This window comes from Yoonia sp. 208BN28-4 (genome assembly GCF_037543925.1).
GTDB lineage: Bacteria > Pseudomonadota > Alphaproteobacteria > Rhodobacterales > Rhodobacteraceae > Yoonia.
This window is the reverse complement of the sequence record NZ_JBBIFY010000004.1, coordinates 120,318-146,361: the sequence shown is the minus strand read 5'-3', so window position 1 is coordinate 146,361 and position 26,044 is coordinate 120,318. Positions and strand designations below refer to the sequence as shown.

The window sequence follows — 26,044 nt, the reverse complement described above, 5'->3', positions numbered from 1 at the left end:
TGTAAGAATGCCCCCACCAGCTTGCAGCTATCAGCGAAAACGAAAGGACCACCAATCTGAAGATTGATGGTCCTTTCACCGTCATTAATAAGCTGGGTCAGGCACAGTTCCGAATAAGTGGACCAACTCCAGTTAGCCGCACTTGGAATAGCCGCACGAACCACAGGTCATGCAGCCTTCGATCATCCGCAACTCGTATGATCCGCAGGACGAGCAGGCCTTGCCTTTGGGTTTCTGGTTCAACGGCACCACGTCTGCCTGCGGATCAGATTTGAGGCCAAGCCCCTCGCCCGCCAAGAACCCTGTGCTGATCATGTGCTTTTCGATCACACCACCGATGGCAGCAAGGATCGACGGCACGTATTTGCCCTGCATCCACGCACCACCGCGCGGGTCGAATACAGCTTTCAGCTCTTCCACAACAAACGACACATCGCCCCCGCGCCGGAATACCGCCGAGATCATACGTGTCAGCGCGACGGTCCACGCAAAATGCTCCATGTTCTTGGAGTTGATGAACACCTCGAACGGGCGGCGATGCCCCGCGACGATCAGATCGTTCACGGTGATATAGATCGCGTGCTCCGAATCCGGCCACTTCAGCTTGTAGGTCGCGCCATCAAGCTCTTGCGGGCGGTCCAACGGTTCAGCGAGATAGACAACTTCGCTTTCCTCGCCGTCGGTCGTCACCTGCACCGGCGCTTCCTTCTTGTCGTCAGATACCGACAGGACAGAACCTGTCACGTCATTGGGACGGTAGGTCGTGCAGCCCTTACAGCCTTGATCCCACGCGGCCATATAGACCTCTTTGAACGCATCAAAACTGATATCTTCCGGGCAGTTGATTGTCTTGGAAATCGAGCTGTCGATCCACTTCTGCGCTGCGGCCTGCATGCGGACGTGGTCCAGCGGGGCGAGCGTTTGGGCGTTGACGAAGTAGTCGGGCAGTTCTTCGTCACCTTTCAGGTCGCGCCACATCTGCACGGCGTAATCCACGACCTCTTCTTCGGTCCGCGATCCGTCTTTTTGCAGCACTTTACGGGTGTAGGCATAGGCGAACACAGGTTCGATCCCCGATGACACGTTGCCTGCATAAAGGCTGATCGTGCCAGTGGGCGCGATTGAGGTCAGCAGCGCATTGCGAATACCGTGCTTGCGAATTTCGTCGCAAACATCGGCGTCCATGTCCTGCATCGCACCGGAGGCGAGGAACTTCTCGGCATCAAAAAGCGGGAACGCGCCCTTCTCTTTGGCCAGATCGACCGACGCCAGATAGGCCGCCCGCGCAATCGCACGCATCCACTGTTCTGTCTGGGCTGCCGCCTCTTCGGAGCCATATCGCAAGCCGACCATCAACAGCGCATCGGCCAGACCCGTCACGCCCAGACCGATGCGGCGCTTCGCCTGCGCCTCGGCCTGTTGTTCAGGCAGCGGGAATTGCGATGCATCGACCACATTGTCCATCATCCGCACGGCAGTGCCGACCAGATCGCGCAACGCGTTCGGGTCCAGCTTGGCATCTGCACTAAACGGATCAGCAACCAGCCGTGCCATGTTGATCGACCCTAGCAGGCACGCCCCATAGGGCGGCAAAGGCTGCTCGCCGCAGGGGTTGGTCGCGGCGATGGTTTCGCAATAGTTCAGGTTGTTGGCCTGATTGATCCGGTCGATGAAGATCACACCGGGCTCGGCATAATCATATGTGGATTGCATGATCGCATCCCACAAATCCTGCGCCTGCACGGTTTTGTAGACCTCACCGTTAAACACCAAGTCCCACGACTTGCCAGCCTTTACAGCTTCCATAAACGGATCGGAAATCAGCACAGACATGTTGAACATCCGCAAACGTGCCGCGTCGGATTTCGCAGTGATAAAATCCTCAACGTCTGGGTGATCGCAACGCATCGTCGCCATCATCGCGCCACGGCGCGACCCTGCGGACATAATCGTGCGGCACATCGCGTCCCACACATCCATGAACGATAGCGGGCCGGACGCATCAGCGGCCACGCCGTGCACCGCCGCGCCCTTAGGCCGGATGGTCGAAAAATCGTAGCCGATCCCGCCGCCCTGCTGCATGGTCAGTGCGGCCTCTTTGAGCATGTCAAAAATGCCGCCCATGTTGTCCGGCACCGTGCCCATGACAAAGCAGTTGAACAGCGTGACCGACCGCGCCGTGCCAGCCCCTGCCGTAATGCGACCAGCGGGCAGGTATTTGAAATCCTCCAAGGCCTCGTAAAACTTCGGCTCCCACGCCTTAGGGTCTTTCTCGACCGAGGCCAGAGCACCGGCGATACGGGTCCATGTGTCCTCGACCGTCTCGTCCTTGGGCGTGCCATCCGCCTCTTTGAAACGGTATTTCATATCCCAGATTTGCTCTGCGATCGGGGCGGAAAAACGGGACATGTGGGCAGACCTTCTTATAGCGGGAGATGTCATCAGATTCGGTGACGGATCGGGTTCGGGGGCACCATATGTAGTATGCGGCCATTCAGACAACACCACATCAGCGATAATTACACTTTGTCGCACTTGCGCATCAGCGCGTCAGATGCGAGATACTCAACATGACAGGAACCGTAAACATGCTCAAGCTGTCCGTGGGGACAGAAGATGTCGCAGGGCTCGAAGCGTGGCAGGCACAAAAGCGCGTGCGCACGCCTGACGGTTTTCCGCGTCACATCACCCGCATGTGGCCCAAGCGCGAGGCAGAGATCGTCAATGGCGGCAGCATTTTCTGGGTGATCAAAGGTGTCATTCTGGCCCGCCAAAAGATCGTGCGGCTCGATGAATACATCGGTGCAGATGGCATCCGGCGCTGCGCGATTGTGAGCGATCCGAAACTTGTGCGTGTCGCGGCTACGCCCAAACGTGCTTTTCAGGGCTGGCGCTATCTGCCCGTAGAGGATGCTCCAGCGGACTTGCCGGACGGCAGACAGGATGAAGAGGCGCTTCCCCCGGAACTGTCCAAGGCGCTGGCTGATATCGGGATCAGATAGCACACAAATTTGCTGGCGCGACAGCGCGGTTGCCGACATATTCAGGTGAGTTGACATCATCGGTCTGCCCAATCCGAAAGCTGCGCCATGTCCCGCCGTCACTACAATCTACCGCCACTCACCACGCTGACAGTGTTCGAGGCTGCGGCACGGCATCTCAGCTTCAAGAACGCAGCGCAGGAACTTTCAGTCACGCCCGGTGCCGTGAGCCATCAGGTAAAATCACTTGAAACGGAATTGGGCTGTGCACTTTTTGCGCGGCATCACCGCGGTGTAACACTTACGGCGGACGGGCAGGATTTGTTCGAAACGCTTGCCGCGTCTTTTGCGCAAGTGTCCAAGGAATTAGCCCGCATTCGTCAGTCAACGGGTCCTGAAACTGTGTCGGTCGGATCAACGACCGCCGTCGCTGCCTTGTGGCTGTCGCAAACCGTGGTCAGTCTGTGGCGCGACCACCCTGATCTGAATATCAATCAAGTAACACAAGATCGCCCGTTTTCGCGTCAGGACGGGCTGGATTTCTATATCCGTTACGGCAAAGACCCCGATTCCAGCCTAACGCATACCCCGCTTTACCGTGATGAGCTTGTGCCCGTTGCAGCACCTGATGTTGCGGCCAAACTGGACGGATGCAGCCTGTCTGAACTGGCGCAGCAGCGCTTGATCCACCTCGATAGCCCTACGCGATCATGGACCACGTGGCGCGATTGGTTCGGCGATCTGGGATACGCCGGTGAACTCAATCTGGCCGTGCGCGTGACCAGCTATTCCGTCGCACTTCACATGGCACGCCAAGGCGCTGGTATTGTATTGGGCTGGCGGCGTCTGATTGCGCCGTTCCTGACAAGTGGGAAGCTTGCTGTCATCGCGCCTTACGATCTGCCAGCGCCCGAAAAATTCTATCTGGTCGGGCGGTCTGATGACGCGCTTTCAAAAAATGCCCTGATCCTGAAACACTGGATTACCTTGGGCGCAGGTGACCTTTCGGTTTAATTCACCTCATCCAAGGGTGAGCATTTGTGACCTTGCGACATTACCCCTGTCAGGCGCAGTTTTAAGCAATTGGCTTGCGTTGAATTGCGGGGAGAATGATGATGAACAAACACTCTGATCTGGCGTCGGTCATTGCGGACGTGTCCACCGCAAACGGCCTGCCAAATGCCCACTACATCGACCCATCCGTGTTTGAGGAAGAGAAACACGCGGTCTTATTTGCAAATTGGGCCGGTGTCGGCTTTGGCAAGGATATCCCCGAACCTGGTGACGCTAAGCCGGTCGATTTTCTGGGCATGCCGATCTTGCTTGTGCGGGATCATGATGGCGCAATTGGCGTATTTCAAAACACCTGCCGCCATCGCGGGATGATCCTTGTCGACAAACCGCAGAAAATTCGCGGCGCGATCCGCTGCCCATATCATAGCTGGTGCTACAATCTGAACGGTGCGCTGCGCACCACGCCCCATGTTGGCGGTCCGGGGCGCAGCATGCACGAAGACATCAACATGGATGAACTTGGCCTGTTCCGCATCAAAGCGCACGTCTGGCGCGATGTGATTTTTGTGAATGTCGATGGCGCCGCCTCCCCGTTTGAAGAGGTGCATGCCGATCTGCTTGAGCGGTGGAAGGAATTTGATACGCCAGTTCACCACGGCGGCGCGTCCTCTTCATTCACGCTGCAAGTCGCCAGCAACTGGAAACTGGCTGTCGAAAACTACTGCGAAAGCTACCACCTGCCGTGGGTGCATCCGGGCCTGAACAGCTATTCCCGGCTGGAAGACCATTACAACATCGAGGAACGTGGACTTTATTCCGGACAAGGCACCTTGGTCTACCGCCAGCTCAAAGACCAAAGCGGCGCGGTGATGCCCGATTTCGCAGGATTAAGCGACAAATGGGACGAGGGCGCGGAATATGTCGCACTTTACCCCAATGTCCTGTTCGGCATCCAGCGCGACCACAGCTTTGCGATCCTGCTTGAACCACAGGGCTGCGAAACCACCGTTGAACATATCGAGATTTATTACGCCAAGTCCGAGGCCGACACACCGGAACTGACAGCCCTCAGAGACACCAACGCCACACAGTGGAAAGGCGTGTTCGAGGAAGACGTGTTTGTTGTAGAAGGCATGCAAAAGGGACGCCACGGCGTGTTGTTTGACGGTGGGCGGTTTTCGCCGGTGATGGACGGGCCAACGCACAACTTCCATCATTGGGTGGCCACGCAGATTGCGGCAGGGCGCGACGCATGACCCTGCAGACCAGCAGCGCGCTTGATGATGCGCTGCTTGCCGCCCACGCGAAATCTGATCTGCCGGACCTTGTCGCGCTTTACACCCAAGCGGCAGATCAGGCCGAAGGACGCAGCGATACAAACGCCGCCTGTTTTTATCTGACGCATGCCTTTGTTTTTGCGCTGGAAGACGGCGCAGCCGAGGCGGATCGCCTTAACAAGCGGCTGGCCGACTATGGCTGTGCAAAAAGGCTGGAATTTTGACGATGCTCCGGCAATCATCCCCGACAAAGCGACAGGAGAAGCGCGATGCGTAAACAGGCACAGGCAGTCGTCATCGGGGGCGGCGTGATCGGTTGTTCGATCCTGTATCACCTGACAAAGCTGGGTTGGTCTGATGTGGTCCTGCTTGAACGTGACGAGCTGACATCAGGCTCCACTTGGCACGCGGCGGCCAATATTCACGGGTTGCATGACAGCACGAACATCAGCCGCATCCAGCACTATACGATGACGCTTTACCAAGAGCTTGAGAAAGAGACGGGCCAAAGCTGCGGCATCTTCCAGCCCGGGTCACTGTATCTGGCCCAGACGGAAGAGCGTGAGCATCAGCTGCGCCTGCAAGCGGCCAAGGCAAAGCTGTATGGCATGAACTTCTACGAGGTCAGCATCGCTGAGGCGCAAAAGCTGAACCCGATGGTGAATTACGACGGCATACGCTGTGTCATGTTTGAACCTGACGGCGGCAATGTGGACCCATCTGGTGTGACGAACGCCTATGCCTTGGGCGCGCGCCAGCGTGGCGCAGAGATTCACCGCTTCACCCCTGTCACGGCCACCGATCAGCAGGACGACGGCACGTGGATTGTTCGGACACCCAAGGGCGATATTGCAACGCCGTGGGTGATCAATGCGGCGGGCCTGTGGGGCCGCGAGGTGGCGAAACTGGCGGGGATTGATCTGCCGCTGCAACCTACAGAGCACCAGTACTTCGTAACCGAAACGATGACAGACGTCGAAGACCACGCGACACGCCTTCCGTCTGTCAGTGATCGCGATGGCGAATATTACCTGCGGCAAGAGGGGCAAGGTCTGCTTGTCGGCGCCTATGAAAGGGACATGAAATTCTGGGCCGAGGACGGCACCCCGCTTGATTTTGCACATGATCTGTTTCCCGACGATCTGGAACGGATCGAAGAGAACATGATGAATGCCATCAACCGTGTCCCTGCCGTGGGCGAGGCTGGTATCAAGCGCGTCATAAACGGCCCGATGATCTGGTCACCCGATTCCAACGTGCTGATGGGGCCGGTGCCAGAGCTTGACGGCTATTTTTGCTGTAACGGCATCATCCCCGGCTTTTCGCAATCGGGCGGCATGGGTCTGATGGCAGCGCAGTGGATTATCGAGGGCGAAACGCAATACGATATGTTTGCGTGGGACATGGCCCGATTTGACAGCTGGGCCACAAAGGATTTCACCAAGGCCCGCGTGCAGGATCAATACGCCCACCGCTTTGCGATCCACTTCCCGAACGAAGAACGCAGTGCAGGCCGCCCTGCCCGCACCCGCCCGATTTACGAGACACAAAAACAGATGGGCGCAGTCTTTGGCCTGAATGGCGGGTGGGAGCATCCGGTCTGGTTTGCAGATCACCTTGGCGCATCAGACACAAACGGCTTTACCCGCCAGAACTGGTGGGGACCGGTCGGTGAGGAATGCAAAATGCTGCGCGACCGTGCGGGGATCATCGATATCTCGAACTTTGCCAAATACCGCTGCCAAGGCCCCGATGCAGAAACATGGCTGAACGCGGTTTTTGCCAACAACATGCCAAAAGCTGTCGGGCGATCATGCCTGACGCCTCTGATATCCAAACGCGGCGGGATTGCAGGAGATTTCACAGTCACCCGCACTGGCGAAGATGAATTCTGGATCATCGGGTCCGGCATGGCAGAGCGGTATCACAAGCGTTTCTTCAAGCAGGTCCCGCTGCCGGAAGGTACTACGTTTGAAAGCCAGACCGACGCCATGTGCGGCTTTAACATCGCCGGACCAAAGTCGCGTGATCTGTTGCAGCGTCTGACAAATGTCTCTCTTGCGACGGCTGATTTCCCGTTCATGCGTTCACAAATGATCGAACTTGCGGGCGTGCAGGTGCTGGCCCTGCGCGTATCCTTCACCGGTGATCTGGGATGGGAATTGCATTGCAAAACAGAGGATCAAGCGCAGCTTTATGATGCCCTGATTGCCGCTGGTAAAGACGTGGGCGCGGGTCCCGTGGGCAGCCGCGCGTTGATGTCCCTGCGGATCGAAAAGGGCTATGGATCATGGTCGCGCGAATACAGCCCCGAATACTGGCCGCAAGAGGTCGGGCTGGACCGCCTGTGCAAGATGGACAAAGCGTTTTTGAACAAAGAAGCCGCGGCAACCACTATGGCCAATGACGCCCGCGAACGGTTGGTTCTGCTGCATCTGCACGAGGTAGATGTCACAGCCTCGAACGCCGATGCAACAGGCGGCGAACCTGTCTTCAAAGATGGCAAGGGCATCGGGCGCGTCACATCGGGTGCATACGGTTACACCGTTGGCAAATCGCTCGCCTTGGGTTTTGTCAGAGACGCGCAGGACGGCGATAGCGTGGATGTGATGGTGTTGGGCAAACCCCACCGCGCAACGATCATGTCGGCGCCACCGTTCGACCCTGACGGATTGCGGTTGCGCGCATGACGCCCTAGAGCATCAAAGGCCCAGCAGAGAAGTCAGTTCTTTCAACTTGGCCCTTTGCGGATCACTCCAGTCGCGTCGCAGCCCGCGAAACAGCGTGGCTTGTGAAGCATGGATCAGACCGTCATCAAGGATTTTCAGCCCGTTGGCGCGAAGTGTCTCTCCGGTGGACGTGATATCGGCAATGGCCTCGGCGGTTTCGTTTTTTACTGTGCCTTCAGTTGCGCCCTGACTGTCCACCAGTTTGAAATCACCAACACCCGCATCGCGTAGAAAATCCCGCACCAGCCGGTGATACTTGGTCGCAATCCGCAAACGCATACCGTGGGCCGCGCGAAACGCGGCGGCAGCACCATCCAGATCATCAAGCGTATCCACATCGACCCAGCCCTGCGGCACGGCAATGATCAGATCAGCCCCGCCAAACCCCATGGGCGCAATCTCGGCGACAACACTGTCCCACGCGGGCAGCTTTTCACGCACAAGATCGGACCCCGTCACACCCAAATGGATGTTTCCTGCTGCCAGTTCACGCGGGATTTCCCCTGCCGACAGAAGCACCAGTTCCACCCCGTCGATCCCGTCCACAGCACCGGCATATTCGCGATCCGACCCCGACTTGCGCAGGCCAACGCCGCGCTTGCCGAACCAGTCGAATGTCTTGTCCATCAGCCGTCCCTTGGACGGCACGCCCAGTTTCAGCATCAGCGCAACTCCACCAAAAGATCGGGCCGGATCACACCACCCACGGCAGGTACCGCGCGGCCTTGGCCCAACTGCCGCGTCAGCGCGTCATAGCGCCCACCCGTTGAAATCGCTGGTAATTCCGGCCTGTCCACAGCGGAAAACCCGAACACGAAGCCGTCGTAATACTCTAACGTTGTTCGCCCGAAGTTGCCTTCAAAGCCAAGCCGGTCGACGTTGATCCCCAGATCGGCCATCGCATCCAGCCGCGCTTCCATCTGCGCAACGGCTGGAAGAATGGCGGGCATGTCCACAGCGATATCGCGCAGGGCGGCAAGCACATGCGGGGCTGTTTCGCGCAGGTTCACAATCGCATCAATCAGCGCGATTTCCTCGCTGGAAATCGCAGGTTCGGCGGCATCGGCGCGCAGCGCATCAATCCGCGCCTGCACTTCGTCCCGACTACGCAAGCCCACGTCAGGACCGGCATCGGCAAAGGGATCATCAGCCGCCAGAAGCGCAGCACGGCGCGCGGGTACTGCCGTGCGCCCGCCAAACCGGTCCAACAGTGCGCGAAAGCGGCGTGGTCGCCACAGGTGGCGGAGCAGTGCTGTTTTGCGTGCACTGGACGTGCACAGGCCGTGCACCGCCGCGATCAGCAGACCGATATCGCCAGTGGCAGGTTTCACCGCAACATCACCTAATGCTGCGGCAATCGCTGCAAACACCTCGGCGTCTGCCTGCGCAGGGTTACTGCCGTCAAATACCTCGAACCCGACCTGCACGTATTCAGATGGCCTGTCGGTGGCATATTCCTGTTTGCGGAAAACCTTACCCGAATAGGTATAGCGCGCGGGGTCAGCGCGGCTTATCATATGCATCTGCACGACAGGCACCGTGAAATCGGGCCGCAACATCATCTCGCCCTGCAGCGGATCAGCGGTGACATAAGCACGGTTGCGAATATCCTCACCGTACAAATCCAGCAGCGTATCTGCAGGTTGCAAAATGTCGGCCTTCACCACCTGCGCGCCCATCGCGGCAAAGTGGCTACGCAGGCGTTTCGCCTCAGTAAGCGTTTCTGGTGATGATGGCATCAGCCCTGCTCGCTATACGTCGTAAGGATTTTGCGCACCTCGGCTACAAGGTCTTCGCGCTTGACCTCGTATTGGTTGGTACGCTCATTCCACTCTTCCAGCGTCGCGTTCTTGGCGATCTCCGCGCCAAGGATCAGGTCCTTGATCTGCACGACACCGCTGTCAAACTCGTCCCCGCCCGCAATGACCGCTACCGGCGAATTGCGCTGGTCCGCGTATTTGAGTTGGTTGCCGAAGTTCTTGGGGTTGCCCAGATAAACCTCTGCGCGGATACCTTCGCTTCGCAACTCGGCCACCATCGCCTGATAGTCCGCCATCCGGTCGCGATCCATGACAGTCACAACGACAGGCCCGACGCCCGCACCTTTCAACTGCCCCTTTGAATCAAGTGCCGCAAGCAAGCGATCCACACCAATCGACACACCCGTCGCAGGCACAACCTGTCCGGTGAAGCGCTTGACCAGATCGTCATACCGCCCGCCGCCCGCGACAGAGCCAAAGTTGCGCGGACGCCCCTTTTCGTCGGTGACTTCAAAGGTGAGTTCGGCCTCATAGACGGGGCCGGTGTAGTAGCCAAGGCCACGGACGACCGAGGGGTCGATCTCAATGCGGTCTGCGGCATACCCACCTGCTTCGAGCAAGGCAGCCATCGTTTCAAGCTCTGCTACGCCTTCGCCGCCGATCTCGCTATCACCGACAAGCTCTTTCAAGCGGGCCACGGTCTCTGGGCCAGTGTCGCGCTTGGCGTCCATAAAGCCCAGGACAACATCGGCCTGCGCCTCACCCAGCCCAGCGCCTTTGGTAAAGTCGCCGCTATCGTCCTTGCGACCTTCACCCAACAACGCCCGCACACCTTCAACGCCAAGCCGGTCCAGCTTATCAATCGCGCGCAGCACGATCCCGCGTTCGGCTTCTTTGTCGTCGCCAGCGAGGCCAGCAACTTCCATCACACCGTTCAGCACTTTGCGGTTGTTCACACGCACCACATAGTCACCGCGGGCAATCCCAACGGCCTCAAGCGTATCGGCCAGCATCGCGCAAATCTCGGCATCAGCCGCGACGGACGCAGCGCCAACCGTGTCAGCATCGCATTGATAGAACTGGCGAAACCGCCCAGGTCCGGGCTTTTCATTGCGCCACACAGGCCCCATCGCATAGCGGCGGTAAGGCGTCGGCAAATCATTGCGGTGCTGCGCGTAGACCCGCGCCAGCGGTGCGGTCATATCATAGCGCAAGGCGAGCCAATCGGCGTCTTCTTCCCACGCAAACACACCCTCGTTCGGCCGGTCCACATCGGGCAGAAACTTGCCCAGCGCCTCGACCGTCTCCACGGCGGAAGTCTCAAGCGCGTCAAATCCATAGCGATGATAAACAGCCGCGATCTTTTGCAACATTTCTGTGCGCTTGGTCACCTCCGCGCCGAAATAATCGCGAAAGCCCTTGGGCGTCTGTGCCTTGGGGCGGGGCTGTTTCTTGATCTTGGCCATGGGATTGTCCTGCCGGTTTGAACTCTGGCGGACGTTTAACGCGCCACAGCCTAGGGGGCAACGCGCTTATGGTCCCTCGCCGTTTCAGTATCATTTTGCCAAAAATACTCAAAAAACAGCAGATGCATATCACAGCAATGCCATGCTAAGGACCCGTTATGACAGACACCACATCCCTTGAAGAACAGATTGCCCACTTGACCCGCACTGTTGACGAGCTTTCAGAAATCGTCGCCAGACAGGAAACGGCCTTGGCGCTGGCCACGCGACGGATCGCAATGTTGATGGAACGTGAGGCAGGCCGCGAGATGGACGGCGGCGGCACGGTGCCACTGGCCGATCAACGCCCGCCGCACTGGTAGGGCGTCTGCCTTACAGGTCTTCGATCGCGATGGCCGCCACCTGTCCGCCGTGCAGCAAAATCTCGAACCACTTACCGTTTGTGCCAAACCTCTCATAAACAGAGAGGAAAGTGGTATTGGCGGCGAGGGAATCGAGACGCCCCCCACAAGGAGAGCCGTGGCTGACGCGGCAGAACGATGCCTTGATCGCCTCGTATGCATTGTCGGTTTCGGAATAGGGCTGGCGGTTGGCGGGATTGTAGCGCACGACCTCATGGGTGCCCACGTCCCCCATCAATGACAAAGCCGCCGTAAACTGGCGCACACAGCCGTCACCGAAACCGCGAATGTAGTGCGGGCGGGGCGCTGTCGAATTCGGGATCGAATCAAAGACGTCGTAGCCTGAAACGCTTGCTATCCGCGTGCCCAAATTGGATGGCGCGTCACAGACCGTGGCGATTTCGCCAAACGGAAGTCGTGTGCCAAACGGGACCACCTGACGGTCAGGGCCATCTGGTGACGGGGTCGCAGCCCCTGCCGTGCGGCCAAATCCGAAAAGGCTACCCAAGGTGCTGGTTTCAGCAGCACCACCAGCAGCTTCAACCACCTCGGCCACGTCATCCGCATCAGGGTTTTCACCCGTTGCATCCGCAAGAGCCTCTTCAATTGCTCCGGCTTGCGCAACTGGACCGTCATTGGAAAACGCCCCGAACAGGCTTGAGAAAAGTCCCCCTTCGGACGCTGGCGCAGCAATGGCCACCGCGTCCGTGTCACTGTCCACATCAACGTCGCTCAGCCGTTCGACATCATCCAAAGGGTTTGACGCGGGTGTCGCATCGCCCATGAGGCCGCCAATACCGGAACACGCGCCAAGCAAGGCAAACGCCGCAACTGTCGCTGTCATACGCATCATGATCCGGCACCCTCGCGTTTCTACTGACCGGCCTTTTACGCCATCCGCACGGCACCTGTCCACGTTGCGCGGGCGTATCCTTGCGGAAACCGGCCTAGAGATCTTCGACTTCGATAACGCCGCCCAAGGACCGCAATGCCCCTTTGATTTGCGGGTTCACGGGGAAATCATCGCCAAGATCAAGCTCGACCTCACCGGGCAGATCGGCATTGAGCAGGCAGAAATAGATCGGCCCGCGTCCGCCTTTGACACGATCACGCGCCGCGTTGGACAACACCGACGCAACCGACGGAATCGCCTCTGGCCCATCCAGGAAGATACGGAAACCACCGCCGCCCGCATCAGCCACAGCCGTGTCGATAGGCGAGACAGAACGGCCAAGAAGTTTCAGCTGGTCGGCTTCCATCGTTGCCTCGGCTTGAATGACAACTTGGCTTCCGGTTTCCAGATGTTCGCGCGCGACCTCAAGCGTGTCGCTGAACATTGTAACCTCGTACTGCCCCGTCGGATCGGACAGCTGCACAAAGGCAAAACGATTACCCCGCGCCGATTTGCGTTCCTGCCGCCCTGATACGGTGCCCGCCATTTTGACGATACACGCGCCGCGTTCGGCCTTGGCGGTCACGTCATCCAGCGTCAGCACGTTCTTGCGTTTGAGCGATGCCATATAGTCGTCCAGTGGGTGACCGGAGAGGTAAAAACCGATTGCTTTGAACTCCTCGGCCAGACGTTCGGCGGGCAGCCAGTCGTCGCCGCCCATCAGGCGCGGTTCGGGCAGGTCATCGCCAGCTTCGCCGAAGAGCGACACTTGGTTCGAGTTTTTCTGGTCGTGGATCGCAGCCGAATAGGCGCTGATCGCATCAAGGCTACCCATCACGCGACGGCGGTTGGGGTCGAGCACGTCAAAAGCACCCGCGCGGGCCAGCATTTCCAGCGGGCGTTTGCCAATGCGTTTGAGGTCCACGCGGCGGGCAAAATCGAACAGGTTCACGAACTCGCGCCCGTCACGCCCTTCGACAACAAGTTTCATCGCCTCAACGCCGACGTTTTTCAGCGCACCCAGACCATAGACCAATTTCTGGTCCTGCACGTCGAACACCGCCTGAGAACGGTTCACGCAGGGCGGGATGTAGTCGATACCGAGGCCCTTCTTCACCTCTTGGAAATAGACGCCCAGCTTGTCGGTCAGGTGGATATCGCAGTTCATCACGCCAGCCATAAATTCGACGGGGTGATTGGCCTTCAGCCACGCGGTTTGGTAGCTGACCACGGCATAGGCGGCGGCGTGGGACTTGTTGAAGCCGTAGTTGGCGAATTTTTCCAGAAGGTCGAAAACCTCGGCGGCTTTCTTTTTCTCGACCCCGTTTTCCATCGCCCCTTTTTCGAACTTGGGGCGTTCCTTGGCCATTTCCTCGGCGATCTTTTTACCCATCGCACGGCGTAGCAAATCAGCGCCGCCAAGCGAATAACCCGCCATGACCTGCGCGATCTGCATCACCTGCTCTTGGTAAACGATAATGCCTTGGGTTTCTTTCAGCAGGTAGTCGATGGACTCGTGAACAGACTCGATTTCCTTCTGCCCATTCTTCACTTCACAATAGGTCGGGATGTTTTCCATCGGACCGGGTCGGTAGAGCGCGACCAGCGCCACGATATCCTCAATGCAGTTGGGCTTCATCCGCTTGAGCGCGTCCATCATGCCGCTGGATTCCACCTGAAACACGGCGATGGTTTTGGCGGAGGAATAAAGCGCGTAGGATTTTTCGTCGTCCAACGGGATCAACGCGATGTCGTCCTGCGTGCCTTCTGGCGGTTGGTAGAGTTCCGTGCCGTCGGGCGCGATGTGCAGGTGGCGACCCGATTTGATGATCAGGTCCACGGCGTTCTGAATGACCGTCAGGGTTTTCAAGCCGAGGAAGTCGAATTTGACAAGCCCCGCCTGTTCCACCCATTTCATGTTGAACTGCGTGGCGGGCATGTCAGAGCGCGGGTCTTGGTAAAGCGGCACCAATTCGTCCAGCGGACGGTCGCCGATCACAACACCAGCGGCGTGGGTTGAGGCGTTACGCAGCAGTCCTTCAACCTGTTGGGCGTAAGTCAAAAGGCGGTCGACAACCTCTTCGTTTTTGGCCTCTTCACGCAGGCGGGGTTCGTCGGCCAGCGCCTTTTCAATGCTGACGGGTTTGACGCCTTCGACGGGGATCATCTTCGACAGGCGGTCCACTTGACCATAGGGCATCTGCAACACGCGGCCCACGTCGCGGACGGCGGCTTTGGACAAAAGCGCACCGAAGGTAATAATCTGGCCCACCTTGTCGCGGCCATATTTGTCTTGGACGTAGCGGATCACTTCCTCGCGGCGGTCCATGCAAAAGTCGATGTCAAAATCGGGCATCGACACACGTTCGGGGTTCAGGAACCGCTCGAACAGGAGGGAGTAGCGCAGGGGATCAAGGTCTGTGATCAGCAGCGCATATGCAACAAGAGAGCCAGCACCAGAGCCACGGCCCGGCCCCACGGGGATCGCGTTATCCTTGGCCCATTTGATAAAGTCGGCCACGATCAGGAAGTAGCCGGGGAAACCCATGCCTTCGATGATCTTCAATTCGAATTCGAGGCGTTTCTCGTATTCCTCCACACTGACCGCATGCGGGATGATCGCAAGGCGGGCCTTGAGGCCCTCTTGCGCCTGCCTGCGCAGTTCGGCCACCTCGTCATCGGCAAACTTTGGCAGGATCGGGTCACGTTTGTAGGTCTTGAACGCGCAACGGCGGGCGATTTCGACGGTGTTTTCAATCGCCTCGGGCAGGTCGGCAAACAGCGTCACCATTTCTTGGGCCGATTTGAAATAGTGCTGCGGCGTCAGGCGGCGGCGCGCCTCTTGCTGGTCGACATAGGCGCCTTCGGAGATGCAGATCAGCGCGTCGTGTGCCTCGTAGAGTTCCGACTTCGGGAAATAGACATCGTTCGTGGCGACCAGCGGCAGGTTCTTGGCGTAGGCCATTTCGACAAAGCCACGCTCGGACAGTTTTTCAGCCTCAGGCAAGCCGCCGCCGTCGGGATGGCGCTGGAGTTCAACATAAAGCCGGTCGCCGAAGATGCTGGCGAAGCGATCCATCAGCGCCTCAGCCTTGGGGCGCTGGCCGTGGCGCAAGAGGCGACCCACCGGACCGTCGGGACCGCCGGTGAGACAGATCAGCCCCGCATTAAATTGTTCCAACTCGTCCAAGCTGACCTGTGGCAGCTCCCCGCCCTGATCGAGGTAGGCGCAAGAGTTCAACTTCATCAGGTTCATATAGCCCGCCTCGGTCTGGGCGAGCAGAACGATGGGGGCTGGCGCGTCCGGGCGCTTGCCGGGTTCGGGGGTCGTGTAGGTCAGATCGACCTGACAGCCGACGATGGGCTGCACGCCCGCCTTGGCAGCACCTTCGGAGAATTCCAGCGCGCAGAACATGTTGTTGCTGTCGGTCACGGCAACTGCGGGCATGTCCATGCCAGCGGCAAGGGCTGGCAGCTTTTTAACGGGGATCGCGCCTTCGAGCAGAGAATACTCGGAGTGGACGCGCAGGTGAATGAATCGGGCGTGGGATGTCATGGGCGCAATCATAGGCGGGAGGATCGTGATGGGCCAGACGGTGTGCGGCGCGTAACGCCAAACTTTGAAACTAAATTTGCGGCCGACTCCTACGACTGGAATTGCCTTATTAATTATTACTTAGCCATATCACTAAGTATCTTGACGCAGCCTGCTTTGCCGCGCATGATCGACCCCATGTCACAACAACTGAACGCCTTTTTTGCCGCCGTATCGGACCCGACCCGCAGGGCCGTTGTCGAACGGCTTGCATCCGGATCGGCCACCGTGAGCGAACTGGCCGCACCGCACCCCATCGCCCTGCCCACCTTCATGCGTCACCTCAAGGTGCTTGAGGACAGCGGGATCGTGCGGTCGGTCAAAAAGGGGCGCGTGCGCACCTGCCATATCGAGGCAGAGCCGCTGATTGCCGCGCAAGGTTGGCTCGCTTGGCAGCGCGAAATTTGGGAAGGGCGGCTTGATCGGCTGGAGGCATTGGCCCTTCAGGTTGATGCCGCTGATAAAGGAGAGACCGATGTCACTTGATACATCTTCGTTCGACATGCACCGCACGCTGCCACTGGCGCCTGATAGGCTGTGGCACGTGATGACCGACCCGAAGCATCGCGAAAAATGGGGTGCACCCGATGCCGAAACTGTCCTTATTGTGGACAAGGCCGATCTGCGTGTCGGCGGCCAAGACAAGCACCGCTGTGGCCCTGCCGATGCGCCGGAGTTCGAGGTGGAAACGCGCTGGTATGATCTGACGTCACCGGACCGCGCCGTTTTTACCGAGACATTGATTATCGGTGGCGATGCACTCTGCACCAGTCTCGTGACCTACAGCCTTGCGCCCGAGGGCACGGGCACCAAGCTGTCGATTACTGTCGCCGTGTCGTCGTTCAGTGGGCCGGACACGCTTGATGAATTCGCCCACGGCTGGGAAGGTGGCCTCGCCAATCTGGAACGCCATGTGGAGAGCCTTGATGCCTGAGCAAACAGACGATACCGATCTTACCCTTGTTCTTGAGCGGCAGATCGCCGCCAGCCCTGCCGCAATCTGGCGCTGCTGGACGGACGACACGTTGATTAAGCAATGGTTTGCACCAAAGCCTGTCAGCGTTGTCAGCGCAAAGATTGATCCCGTTCCTGGCGGTATCTTCAATGTGGTCATGCAAATGCCGGATCACGACCCGATGGAAGGTCCGTCCGGCTGCGTGTTGTTGGTGGAGCCACACAAACGCTTTGTCTGGACAGCAGCGCTTGGCCCCGGATTTCGCCCAAATCCACCCCATGACAGCCCCGACGATTTTTACAATACCGTTGATATTACGCTCACCGCGACCGAAAGCGGCACGCGCTATGTGGTGAAGGCGCTTCATGCCACGACTGCGCATAAGGCCGCGCATGAGGCGATGGGGTTTCACACCGGTTGGGGCACCATGACCGACCAACTTGCCGCAATGGCCGCCACGTTATAGCGCCCAAACCCCTTGCTATTGCGCCCTCCGATGGGTTTCATGGGCGTCAAAGGGATTTGCGCACCACGTGTCTACGCCGCATCGACGCAGGCAAATCCCCTCGGACAATCGGTAAGGCGGCGGGTTTAAGACATGGAAGTTGTGTTTCTTCTCAATGGGGAGACCGTGCGCGTTCAGGCGGATGCCACGCGCACCCTGCTGGATTGGTTGCGCGAGGATCGCGGGCTGTGCGGCACCAAGGAAGGCTGTAACGAGGGCGATTGCGGGGCCTGCACCGTCATGGTCACGGACCCTGACACGGGCGTAGGTGTGCGAGCGCTGAACGCCTGCATCCTGTTCATGCCGCAACTGCATGGCAAGATCGTGCGCACGGTGGAGGGCATCAGCGGCCCGGACGGGGCGTTGCATCCGGTGCAGCAGGCGATGGTGGATCATCACGGATCACAATGCGGATTTTGCACGCCGGGATTCATTGCGTCGATGGCGACAGGGCATATGCAAGGCCGCACCGACCACGACGATGTGCTGGCCGGAAATCTGTGCCGCTGCACAGGCTATGCGCCGATCATCCGCGCGGCCAAGGCGGCTCAGGATGCACCGGTTCCAGCATGGCTTGACGATGCGGCCCCTGAGGTAAGCGCCGCACCTTACGCCCCAGAAACGTTGGACGAACTGGCTTCGTGGTATGCGGGCCACCCTGATGCCACAGTGATTGCCGGTGCCACGGACGTGGGGCTTTGGGTGACAAAGCAGTTGCGCGAATTGGGCGAAGTCGTGTTCCTGAACCGATGCCGCGACTTGCAACGGATTGAGGTCGGTGACGATACGATCACCTTCGGCGCTGCCGTCACGATGACAGACGTGCACCGTGTGCTGAAAGACCATCATCCGTCATATGCGGAAATGGTCCGGCGCTATGGATCGGAGCAGGTGCGCGCGGCGGCGACCATTGGCGGCAACATCGCCAACGGCTCACCCATCGGGGACAACCCGCCTGCGTTGATAGCTTTGGGCGCTACGCTGCATTTGCGCCACGGCGATACGACGCGGGATATGCCGCTAGAGGATTTCTTTATTGAGTACGGCAAACAAGACCGCGCGAAGGGGGAGCTTGTGACAGGCGTCACAATCCCGAAATCCGCCCCTGCCCTGCGGTGTTACAAGCTGTCCAAGCGGTTCGATCAGGATATTTCGGCCGTCTGCGGCGCATTTAATATCACGGTTGAAGATGGCGTCGTTACCACCGCGCGGATTGCGTTTGGCGGTATGGCAGGCACGCCAAAGCGTGCGGCGAACGTTGAAAGCGCATTGTTGGACCAACCGTGGACAATTGCCACGATCGGGGCGGCCCGTGCCGCATTTGAAGATGATTACCAGCCGATGAGCGATATGCGCGCCTCTGCACAATATCGCCTACAGACAGCACAAAACATGCTGCGGCGATACTACGCAGAGACGACAGGTCAGGCCGTGAATGTGCTGGAGGTGCAGCTATGAGCGTCGCAAAACCCCTGCCCCATGATGCGGCAAAACTGCATGTGACGGGTCAAGCCCGCTATATCGACGATATCCCGACGCCATCGGGCACGCTGCATTTGGCGTTTGGCCTGTCAGAGGTGGCCCGCGGCAAAATCACGGCGATGGATCTGGATGCGGTCCGCGCCGCTGGCGGTGTTGTGACCGTCCTGACCGCCGACGATCTGCCGTTCGTCAACGATGTGTCACCATCCAACCATGACGAGCCGTTGCTGGCGACGGGTGAGGTTCACTACGTCGGCCAGCCGTTATTTCTCGTGGTGGCAAAAAGTCACCTCGCCGCTCGCAAGGCGACGCGTCTCGGAAAAGTGACCGTTGCGGAAGAAAAGCCGATCCTGACGATTGAAGAGGCGATGGCGGCGGATAGCCGGTTCGAGGACGGGCCACGCGTATGGACAAAGGGCGACGTGGACAGCGCGCTGTCATCCGCGCCGCACCGTTTGCAAGGCCGCATCGAAATGGGCGGGCAAGAGCATTTCTACCTTGAAGGACAAGCCGCCCTCGCCCTGCCGCAGGAAGGCGGCGATATGGTGGTGCATTCCTCGACCCAGCACCCCACTGAAATCCAGCACAAGGTAGCCGAGGCGCTTGGTGTGCCCATGCACGCTGTGCGCTGTGAGGTGCGGCGGATGGGTGGCGGCTTTGGCGGAAAAGAAAGCCAGGGCAACGCGCTGGCCATCGGCTGCGCCGTGGCGGCCCGTGCGACGGGGCGTCCTTGCAAGATGCGCTATGACCGCGACGATGACATGATCATCACCGGCAAGCGACACGACTTCCGGATTGATTACGATGTGGGCTTTGATGCGCAAGGGCGCGTGTCAGGCGTGGACTTTACTCAATACACCCGCTGCGGCTGGGGAATGGACCTGTCCCTGCCTGTTGCAGACCGCGCCATGCTGCACAGCGACAACGCATATCTGCTGGAGGCCGCGCGGATCACATCGCACAGGCTGAAGACCAATACGCAAAGCGCCACCGCCTATCGCGGGTTTGGTGGACCGCAGGGGGTGCTGGGGATCGAGCGGGTGATGGATCATATTGCCGCCGAACTGTCGCTTGATCCAGTGGCTGTGCGGGTGGCAAATTATTATGCTCCGATGGAGCATATGGGGCTGTCTGCCCCGATGGCCGGAGGCCAACCCCCCGAAAGTATTTCCGTCCAAAAGAAGGGGGGCGGTCGGCGCTTTGGGGGGGAGTATTCTCCCAAATCTGCAGCGCAGACGACACCTTACGGAATGGAAGTGACGGATTTCATTCTGCACGAGATGACCGAAAAGTTGTTGGCATCCTCGGACTACGAACGGCGGAAGGACGAGATCGCGGCTTGGAATGAAAGCCAGCCCCTGCTGAAGCGCGGGATCGGGTTCTCGCCTGTGAAATTCGGCATTTCATTTACGCTCACGCATCTCAATCAGGCGGGCGCGTTGGTACATGTGTATCAGGACGGATCAATCCACCTCAACCATGGCGGCACCGAGATGGGACAAGGATTGTTCCAAAAGGTTGCTCAAGTAGCGGCAAGCCGCTTTGGCGTGGATGTGGCGGCGGTGAAGATCACGGCGACGGACACGGGCAAGGTGCCGAACACCTCTGCTACGGCAGCATCATCGGGCACAGACCTGAACGGCATGGCGGTGCTGGCGGCCTGTGACACGATTGCGGGGCGGATCGCGGACCATCTGGCAGGGAACCGTGCGGGCGAGGTCACGTTTGCGGATGGGCGGGTACGGTTTGGCGATGTGGACATGAGCTTTGCCGAAGCGGTGACAGAGGCTTTCGTGAACCGTGTGAGCCTGTCGGCGACGGGCTTCTACAAAACGCCCGATCTGGCGTGGGACCGGATCAAGGGGCATGGCCGTCCGTTCTTTTACTTTGCCCACGGCGCGGCGGTGACAGAGGTTGTGATCGATACGCTGACCGGCGAGAACCGGATTTTGCGCACTGACATCTTGCATGACGCCGGTGCGTCGCTGAATCCAGCGCTAGATATTGGACAGGTGGAAGGGGGCTATGTGCAGGGTGCGGGTTGGCTGACCACAGAAGAGCTGGTGTGGGACGACAAAGGGCGGCTGCGCACGCATGCGCCTGCGACCTACAAAATCCCCGCCTGTTCGGACAGGCCGGACCAATTCAACGTCGCACTTTGGGATCAACCGAACCCTGCGCAGACGATCTATCGGTCCAAAGCGGTGGGCGAGCCGCCGTTTATGCTGGGGATTTCCGCATTTCTGGCGCTGTCAGATGCGGTTGCGGCCTGTGGTGATGGGTATCCCGACTTGCAGGCACCCGCGACAGCGGAAGAAGTGCTGGCAGCGGTGGGACGTGCACGTGGCTGAGGCCGTCTGGATCGAGGTGATTGCGACGCGGGGGTCTGCGCCACGTGATGCGGGCACGGCGATGATGGTGACGGCGGACGCGACCGAAGGCACGATTGGTGGCGGTGCGCTAGAATATCAGGCAATTGAAAAGGCCCGCGCGATGTTGGGGGCTGGCGAGGAAAATGCAGAAGTCACCTGGCCCTTGGGTCCGGGGCTGGGACAGTGTTGTGGCGGTGCGGTGACATTGCGATTTGGTCGCGAGGCGCGGGCGGTTGATGTTCCTCAGACCACAACACGCCCGCTGCAACTGCCTGACCAGCCGCTGAATCTGTGGCTGTGGGGCGCGGGCCATGTGGGGCGCGCCGTGGTATCAGCGGCGCATCCGGCCGCGTTCACGATCACTTGGATTGACCGTGCGCCGGACAGGTTTCCGGCCAATTCCCGCGACGATGTGACGACCCTGCCCGCTGCCAATATGCCACTGCTGGCCAGCAAAGCACCCGCGAACACGCACCACCTGATTTTCACTTACAGCCACGACATTGATTTGGCGCTTTGCGATGCGCTTTTGCGGCGGCCTGTGGCCTCCATCGGCTTGATCGGGTCGGCGACCAAATGGCGGCGGTTCCAGACACGGCTGGGCCAACTTGGCCACCAACCTGATGAAATTTCGCGCATCACCTGTCCAATCGGACAGCCCGCTCTGGGCAAAAAGCCTGATGATATTGCCTCAGGCGTGATTGCAGCGTATCTCGAAACGGCTGGGGCGGAATTGCGCCCCGCACGGGGGAGACGACAGGCATGAAGACGCCGCTTTTGCAGCTGAACGGGCTGACCAAGGCCTATCCGGGCGTGGTCGCCAATAGTGACGTTTCCTTTCAGATCGCATCTGGTGAAATTCATGCCTTGTTGGGTGAAAACGGTGCTGGCAAATCGACGCTTGTGAAAACGATCTATGGGCTTGTGAAGCCTGATAGCGGCACCATGACGCTAGAAGGGCGTAACTTCACGCCGCCCGATCCGCGTGCCGCGAGAGAGGCTGGCGTTGCGATGGTGTTCCAGCATTTCTCGCTATTCGATGCGTTGAACGTGGCTGAAAACATCGCTTTGGGCATGGAGAACCCGCCCAAGCAGCGCGAAGTGGCGCAGCGGGTGCGGGATGTGTCGGACAAATACGGGCTGCCGCTGGACCCTGACCGCGTGGTCGGTGATCTGTCGGCGGGTGAGCGGCAGCGTGTCGAGATTATCCGCTGCCTTCTGCAAGACCCCAAGCTGCTGATCATGGACGAGCCGACATCGGTGCTGACCCCGCAAGAGGTGACGATCCTGTTTGAGACGCTGCGCAAGCTGGCGGCAGAGGGCACAGCGATCCTTTATATCTCGCACAAGCTGGAAGAGATCAGACAGTTGTGCGACGCGGCAACCGTATTGCGTCTGGGCGCCGTTGTCGGCACCTGCGATCCGCGCGAAACATCGGCCCGCGAAATGGCCGAGCTGATGGTGGGCACAAAACTACACGTGCCGACCAAGGCAGAGCGCGCGCGCGGCGGTGCTGTGCTGTCGCTCAAAGGGTTGTCGGCGAAGGCTCCGCATCAATTCGGCACTGCCCTCAAGGACATCAACTGTGATTTCCGCAACGGCGAGGTGCTGGGCATTGGTGGCGTGGCTGGCAACGGGCAGGACGAACTTGTCGCGGCCCTAAGCGGCGAGATGCGCGTGGGCAACAAGATGATCACGCTCAAAGGCGAGCCCATCGGCAAACTTGGCCCGAATGCGCGGCGCGCCCGTGGTCTTTGTGCCGCCCCGGAGGAGCGCAACGGTCACGCCGCAGCCCCCGATATGACGCTGACCGAAAACGCGGCCCTGACCGGGGCTGTGCGCAAACGCATGGCGAAACGGGGTTTTGTGAATTGGGGCAAGGCCAAGAGCTTTGCGGAAGAAATCATCGAACGATTTGACGTGCGCACCCCCGGCCCCGCCAATGCGGCGCGGTCGCTGTCGGGCGGCAACCTGCAAAAATTCGTCATCGGTCGCGAGATCCTGCAAGCACCTGACGTTTTGATCGTGAACCAGCCGACGTGGGGCGTGGATGCCTCTGCCGCTGCTGCGATCCGACAGGCGCTGCTTGATCTGGCGGACAAGGGTGTGGCGGTTGTGGTCATTTCCCAAGACCTTGACGAACTGATGGAAATTGCCGACCGCTTTGCCGCGCTGAACGAAGGCCGCCTGTCCAAACCGCGTGATGCTAAGGGGCTGACGGTCGAAGAGATTGGCCTGATGCTGGGTGGCGCACATGACATGGAGGTCGCGCATGTTGCGTCTTGAAAAGCGACCGCAGCCAAGCCGCGTTTGGGTGTTTCTGGCCCCCTTGGTCGCAGTTGCGCTGACGATGATCGTGGGCGGCGCATTGTTTGCCGCCTTGGGCAAAGACCCCATCGTGACCATCCGCACGATTTTCTTCGATCCGCTGTTTTCCGAATTTGCGTGGTACTACCGTCCGCAACTGCTCATCAAAGGCGCGCCACTCGTACTGATCGCGATTGGTCTGTCGTTTGGCTTTCGCGCAGGCGTCTGGAACATCGGGGCCGAAGGGCAATACATCATGGGCGCCATCGTCGGTGCTGCCGTGGGACTAGCGCTTTATCCGATGGAAACGCGGTGGATTTTCCCACTGATGATCTTTGCAGGAGCATTAGGCGGCTGGGCATGGGCCATGATACCGGGCGTGTTGCGCGTGAAATTTGGGACCAACGAAATTCTGGTGTCGCTGATGTTGGTCTATGTGGCGGAATCGCTGCTGGCCTCCATGGCGCTGGGCGCGTTGCGCAACCCTGACGGCATGGGCTTTCCGGGGTCACGCAATCTGGCGCAATGGCCGTCCGCCGCCAATCTTGAGATTTGGGCGGGCAGTGGTGTGCATTGGGGTGTCGTTGCAGCAATGATTGCGGTCATCTTTGCCTACGTGACGCTGGCCAAGCACATGTTTGGCTTCCAAGTTCGCTTGTCGGGACAAAGCCCGCGTGCGGCTGCGTTCTCCGGCGTGAACCCTGCGCGGCTGGTGCTGATCTGCATGGGGATTTCCGGCGCACTGGCAGGCATGGCGGGGCTGTTCGAGGTCACGGGGCCTGCGGGCCAGATCAGTATTGATTTCAATGTGGGCTACGGTTTCACCGCGATCATCGTAGCGTTTCTGGGCCGCTTGCATCCGGCGGGCATCCTGCTGGCCGGTGGCCTGATGGCGCTGACCTATATCGGCGGCGAGATCGCGCAAAGCCAGCTTGGCCTGCCCGGTGCGGCGATCCAGTTGTTGCAGGGGATGCTGCTGTTCTTTTTGCTAGCGGTGGATGTGATGACGAACTTCCGGCTGCGGTTCGGTAAGGGGGTCGCGGCATGAGTATGCACAAATTGCCAGTGTTGATGGGCGCCGCGATGGGTCTGATGATGATGTGGATGCTGCATGCATCGCACGCCACGGGGGCCACGACGGGGCAGATGGCTTTGTTTGCTTTCGTGGCTGGACACCTAGTCTTGGTTGCAGTGGTTATTGCAGCGGGAATATTTGCCGCACGGCTTTCGCCACGTATGCGGGCGTGGATGTCACGGTTGCACCGTCCGTCGCTGGGCCACATCGGCCTGATGGCCGTCGGGATGGCGGCGGGTGCTGTCGTTATCCATCTTTATCAACATGGGGTGGGTGCCTGATGGACTTGTCATCGATCAACCCGATCCTGCTGCTGGCGTCCCTGATGGTGGCCGCCACACCGATTATTCTAGCTGCCATTGGCGAGCTTGTCGTGGAACGCGCTGGCGTTTTGAACCTTGGCGTTGAAGGCATGATGATCACAGGCGCGGTCTGCGGATTTATCGTGGCCGTGGGCACGGGCAATCCGTGGCTAGGGTTTGCAGGCGCTGCCGTGGGTGGTGCGCTGCTCTCACTTTGTTTTGGTATTCTCACGCAATATCTGCTGTCCAATCAGGTGGCGACGGGGCTTGCGCTCACGCTTTTCGGGTTGGGATTATCGGCACTGTTGGGGCAAGGCTATATCGGTATCAAGGCTCCTGACTTTCCTGACTGGCACATTCCGCTGCTTGGCGACATTCCTGTGATTGGCCCGATCGTGTTCCAGCATGATCCGATGGTCTATGTCGGTCTGTTCATCGTGCTCTTGGTCTGGTGGTTCCTACGCTTCACGCGCGGCGGGCTGATCCTGCGGGCTGTTGGCGAGAATCACGACGCGGCGCATGCGCTTGGCTACAAGGTGCGCCGTATCCGCATCATGGCAATCATGTTCGGTGGGGCCTGTGCGGGCCTTGGTGGTGCATACCTGAGCCTTGTGCGCGTGCCGCAATGGACCGAGGGCATGACGGCGGGTGCGGGATGGATCGCGCTGGCAATTGTTGTGTTCGCAAGCTGGAAGCCGGGGCGGCTTTTGCTGGGCGCCTATCTTTTTGGCGGGGTGACTGTTTTGCAGCTGAACCTGCAGGCGGCGGGCCTTGCGATCCCTGTCGAATATCTTTCGATGTCGCCCTATCTGGCCACCATCGTCGTTCTGGTTATTATGTCGTCGGGACGCGCGCCCGGATCATTGGGACGCATTTTTCATGCCTCGCGTTAGGGGCACAACATCGCCGGAATCTTCCGGCACCAACGGGA

22 protein-coding genes are annotated in these 26,044 nt (G+C 59.3%); 16 read left to right on the top strand and 6 right to left on the bottom strand.

Annotated elements, in window-relative coordinates:
- Window positions 1-132: 132 nt before the first annotated feature.
- Window positions 133-2,409, bottom strand: coding sequence for an adenosylcobalamin-dependent ribonucleoside-diphosphate reductase (locus tag V8J84_RS14340; RefSeq protein WP_339932359.1), 2,277 nt, complete (start codon window positions 2,407-2,409; stop codon window positions 133-135).
- A 161-nt stretch (window positions 2,410-2,570) separates the two neighbouring features.
- Between V8J84_RS14340 and V8J84_RS14335 the strand changes: the two genes are divergently transcribed.
- From V8J84_RS14335 to V8J84_RS14315, 5 genes are all read left to right on the top strand, one after another.
- Window positions 2,571-3,002 carry a DUF1489 family protein gene (locus V8J84_RS14335; protein ID WP_339932357.1) on the top strand — a complete coding sequence of 144 codons (432 nt, stop codon included), beginning with the start codon at window positions 2,571-2,573 and terminating at the stop codon, window positions 3,000-3,002.
- Between the two features lie 87 nt (window positions 3,003-3,089).
- Complete coding sequence (locus V8J84_RS14330; protein ID WP_339932355.1) at window positions 3,090-3,995, top strand: LysR substrate-binding domain-containing protein; 906 nt, start codon at window positions 3,090-3,092, stop codon at window positions 3,993-3,995.
- A gap of 101 nt (window positions 3,996-4,096) precedes the next feature.
- On the top strand, window positions 4,097-5,251 hold the full coding sequence (locus V8J84_RS14325; protein WP_339933141.1) for an aromatic ring-hydroxylating oxygenase subunit alpha: 1,155 nt from the start codon (window positions 4,097-4,099) through the stop codon (window positions 5,249-5,251).
- Complete coding sequence (locus V8J84_RS14320) at window positions 5,248-5,496, top strand: hypothetical protein (RefSeq protein ID WP_339932353.1); 249 nt, start codon at window positions 5,248-5,250, stop codon at window positions 5,494-5,496. Before V8J84_RS14325 ends, V8J84_RS14320 begins: the two co-directional genes overlap by 4 nt.
- A gap of 45 nt (window positions 5,497-5,541) precedes the next feature.
- Window positions 5,542-7,962 (top strand): GcvT family protein, encoded by a 2,421-nt coding sequence (locus V8J84_RS14315; RefSeq protein ID WP_339932351.1) that lies wholly within the window; start codon window positions 5,542-5,544, stop codon window positions 7,960-7,962.
- 12 nt (window positions 7,963-7,974) lie between these two features.
- On the opposite strand, the gene hisG is transcribed toward V8J84_RS14315, so the two are convergent.
- The 3 genes from hisG to hisS are packed head-to-tail and all read right to left on the bottom strand — an operon-like array spanning window position 7,975 to window position 11,227.
- Window positions 7,975-8,667 (bottom strand): ATP phosphoribosyltransferase, encoded by a 693-nt coding sequence (hisG, locus tag V8J84_RS14310; protein WP_339933139.1) that lies wholly within the window; start codon window positions 8,665-8,667, stop codon window positions 7,975-7,977.
- Window positions 8,664-9,740, bottom strand: a complete 1,077-nt coding sequence (locus V8J84_RS14305) for an ATP phosphoribosyltransferase regulatory subunit (RefSeq protein ID WP_339932349.1) — start codon at window positions 9,738-9,740, stop codon at window positions 8,664-8,666. Before V8J84_RS14305 ends, hisG begins: the two co-directional genes overlap by 4 nt.
- Window positions 9,740-11,227: a histidine--tRNA ligase gene (gene hisS, locus V8J84_RS14300; RefSeq protein ID WP_339932347.1), complete on the bottom strand. Its 1,488-nt coding sequence runs from the start codon at window positions 11,225-11,227 to the stop codon at window positions 9,740-9,742. The genes V8J84_RS14305 and hisS overlap by 1 nt, the downstream gene beginning before the upstream one ends.
- Window positions 11,228-11,385: 158 nt before the next feature.
- Between hisS and V8J84_RS14295 the strand changes: the two genes are divergently transcribed.
- Complete coding sequence (locus tag V8J84_RS14295) at window positions 11,386-11,589, top strand: SlyX family protein (protein WP_339932345.1); 204 nt, start codon at window positions 11,386-11,388, stop codon at window positions 11,587-11,589.
- Window positions 11,590-11,599: 10 nt separating this feature from the next.
- Here the strand turns inward: V8J84_RS14295 and V8J84_RS14290 are convergent, their stop codons facing one another.
- Window positions 11,600-12,481, bottom strand: coding sequence for a hypothetical protein (locus V8J84_RS14290; RefSeq protein WP_339932343.1), 882 nt, complete (start codon window positions 12,479-12,481; stop codon window positions 11,600-11,602).
- A gap of 94 nt (window positions 12,482-12,575) precedes the next feature.
- Window positions 12,576-16,076 carry a DNA polymerase III subunit alpha gene (gene dnaE / locus V8J84_RS14285; RefSeq protein WP_339932341.1) on the bottom strand — a complete coding sequence of 1,167 codons (3,501 nt, stop codon included), beginning with the start codon at window positions 16,074-16,076 and terminating at the stop codon, window positions 12,576-12,578.
- Window positions 16,077-16,253: 177 nt separating this feature from the next.
- On the opposite strand from dnaE, the gene V8J84_RS14280 reads away from it, so the two are divergent.
- The 10 genes from V8J84_RS14280 to V8J84_RS14235 all read left to right on the top strand — a co-directional run bounded on the left by V8J84_RS14280 (window position 16,254) and on the right by V8J84_RS14235 (window position 26,006).
- The gene (locus tag V8J84_RS14280; protein ID WP_339932339.1) at window positions 16,254-16,601 is read left to right on the top strand and encodes an ArsR/SmtB family transcription factor; all 348 of its coding nucleotides are present in this window, start codon (window positions 16,254-16,256) and stop codon (window positions 16,599-16,601) included.
- Window positions 16,591-17,049 (top strand): SRPBCC family protein, encoded by a 459-nt coding sequence (locus V8J84_RS14275; protein ID WP_339932337.1) that lies wholly within the window; start codon window positions 16,591-16,593, stop codon window positions 17,047-17,049. Before V8J84_RS14280 ends, V8J84_RS14275 begins: the two co-directional genes overlap by 11 nt.
- Window positions 17,042-17,536 (top strand): SRPBCC domain-containing protein, encoded by a 495-nt coding sequence (locus tag V8J84_RS14270; protein ID WP_339932335.1) that lies wholly within the window; start codon window positions 17,042-17,044, stop codon window positions 17,534-17,536. The genes V8J84_RS14275 and V8J84_RS14270 overlap by 8 nt, the downstream gene beginning before the upstream one ends.
- Window positions 17,537-17,668: 132 nt before the next feature.
- Window positions 17,669-19,033 carry a xanthine dehydrogenase small subunit gene (locus V8J84_RS14265; protein ID WP_339932332.1) on the top strand — a complete coding sequence of 455 codons (1,365 nt, stop codon included), beginning with the start codon at window positions 17,669-17,671 and terminating at the stop codon, window positions 19,031-19,033.
- Window positions 19,030-21,408, top strand: coding sequence for a xanthine dehydrogenase molybdopterin binding subunit (gene xdhB, locus V8J84_RS14260; protein ID WP_339932330.1), 2,379 nt, complete (start codon window positions 19,030-19,032; stop codon window positions 21,406-21,408). The genes V8J84_RS14265 and xdhB overlap by 4 nt, the downstream gene beginning before the upstream one ends.
- Entirely contained in the window at window positions 21,401-22,195 is a 795-nt protein-coding gene (gene xdhC / locus V8J84_RS14255) for a xanthine dehydrogenase accessory protein XdhC (protein ID WP_339932328.1), read from the top strand. The genes xdhB and xdhC overlap by 8 nt, the downstream gene beginning before the upstream one ends.
- Window positions 22,192-23,715 carry an ABC transporter ATP-binding protein gene (locus V8J84_RS14250; protein ID WP_339932326.1) on the top strand — a complete coding sequence of 508 codons (1,524 nt, stop codon included), beginning with the start codon at window positions 22,192-22,194 and terminating at the stop codon, window positions 23,713-23,715. The genes xdhC and V8J84_RS14250 overlap by 4 nt, the downstream gene beginning before the upstream one ends.
- Window positions 23,702-24,784: an ABC transporter permease gene (locus tag V8J84_RS14245; protein WP_339932324.1), complete on the top strand. Its 1,083-nt coding sequence runs from the start codon at window positions 23,702-23,704 to the stop codon at window positions 24,782-24,784. Before V8J84_RS14250 ends, V8J84_RS14245 begins: the two co-directional genes overlap by 14 nt.
- Window positions 24,781-25,092, top strand: coding sequence for a hypothetical protein (locus tag V8J84_RS14240; RefSeq protein ID WP_339932322.1), 312 nt, complete (start codon window positions 24,781-24,783; stop codon window positions 25,090-25,092). The genes V8J84_RS14245 and V8J84_RS14240 overlap by 4 nt, the downstream gene beginning before the upstream one ends.
- On the top strand, window positions 25,092-26,006 hold the full coding sequence (locus V8J84_RS14235) for an ABC transporter permease (RefSeq protein WP_339932320.1): 915 nt from the start codon (window positions 25,092-25,094) through the stop codon (window positions 26,004-26,006). Before V8J84_RS14240 ends, V8J84_RS14235 begins: the two co-directional genes overlap by 1 nt.
- Window positions 26,007-26,044 lie beyond the last annotated feature (38 nt).

What these genes read in the sequence shown, in the direction of transcription:
- V8J84_RS14295 (WP_339932345.1), top strand. Translation starts at nt 11,386, where the DNA reads ATGACAGACACCACATCCCTTGAAGAACAGATTGCCCACTTGACCCGC.
- V8J84_RS14280 (WP_339932339.1), top strand. Translation starts at nt 16,254, where the DNA reads ATGTCACAACAACTGAACGCCTTTTTTGCCGCCGTATCGGACCCGACC.
- V8J84_RS14265 (WP_339932332.1), top strand. Translation starts at nt 17,669, where the DNA reads ATGGAAGTTGTGTTTCTTCTCAATGGGGAGACCGTGCGCGTTCAGGCG.
- V8J84_RS14275 (WP_339932337.1), top strand. Translation starts at nt 16,591, where the DNA reads ATGTCACTTGATACATCTTCGTTCGACATGCACCGCACGCTGCCACTG.
- V8J84_RS14290 (WP_339932343.1), bottom strand. Translation starts at nt 12,481, where the DNA reads ATGATGCGTATGACAGCGACAGTTGCGGCGTTTGCCTTGCTTGGCGCG.
- V8J84_RS14305 (WP_339932349.1), bottom strand. Translation starts at nt 9,740, where the DNA reads ATGCCATCATCACCAGAAACGCTTACTGAGGCGAAACGCCTGCGTAGC.
- hisS (WP_339932347.1), bottom strand. Translation starts at nt 11,227, where the DNA reads ATGGCCAAGATCAAGAAACAGCCCCGCCCCAAGGCACAGACGCCCAAG.
- V8J84_RS14235 (WP_339932320.1), top strand. Translation starts at nt 25,092, where the DNA reads ATGGACTTGTCATCGATCAACCCGATCCTGCTGCTGGCGTCCCTGATG.
- V8J84_RS14335 (WP_339932357.1), top strand. Translation starts at nt 2,571, where the DNA reads ATGACAGGAACCGTAAACATGCTCAAGCTGTCCGTGGGGACAGAAGAT.
- V8J84_RS14250 (WP_339932326.1), top strand. Translation starts at nt 22,192, where the DNA reads ATGAAGACGCCGCTTTTGCAGCTGAACGGGCTGACCAAGGCCTATCCG.
- V8J84_RS14330 (WP_339932355.1), top strand. Translation starts at nt 3,090, where the DNA reads ATGTCCCGCCGTCACTACAATCTACCGCCACTCACCACGCTGACAGTG.
- V8J84_RS14325 (WP_339933141.1), top strand. Translation starts at nt 4,097, where the DNA reads ATGAACAAACACTCTGATCTGGCGTCGGTCATTGCGGACGTGTCCACC.
- V8J84_RS14340 (WP_339932359.1), bottom strand. Translation starts at nt 2,409, where the DNA reads ATGTCCCGTTTTTCCGCCCCGATCGCAGAGCAAATCTGGGATATGAAA.
- dnaE (WP_339932341.1), bottom strand. Translation starts at nt 16,076, where the DNA reads ATGACATCCCACGCCCGATTCATTCACCTGCGCGTCCACTCCGAGTAT.
- V8J84_RS14315 (WP_339932351.1), top strand. Translation starts at nt 5,542, where the DNA reads ATGCGTAAACAGGCACAGGCAGTCGTCATCGGGGGCGGCGTGATCGGT.
- V8J84_RS14245 (WP_339932324.1), top strand. Translation starts at nt 23,702, where the DNA reads ATGTTGCGTCTTGAAAAGCGACCGCAGCCAAGCCGCGTTTGGGTGTTT.
- xdhB (WP_339932330.1), top strand. Translation starts at nt 19,030, where the DNA reads ATGAGCGTCGCAAAACCCCTGCCCCATGATGCGGCAAAACTGCATGTG.
- V8J84_RS14240 (WP_339932322.1), top strand. Translation starts at nt 24,781, where the DNA reads ATGAGTATGCACAAATTGCCAGTGTTGATGGGCGCCGCGATGGGTCTG.
- V8J84_RS14320 (WP_339932353.1), top strand. Translation starts at nt 5,248, where the DNA reads ATGACCCTGCAGACCAGCAGCGCGCTTGATGATGCGCTGCTTGCCGCC.
- V8J84_RS14270 (WP_339932335.1), top strand. Translation starts at nt 17,042, where the DNA reads ATGCCTGAGCAAACAGACGATACCGATCTTACCCTTGTTCTTGAGCGG.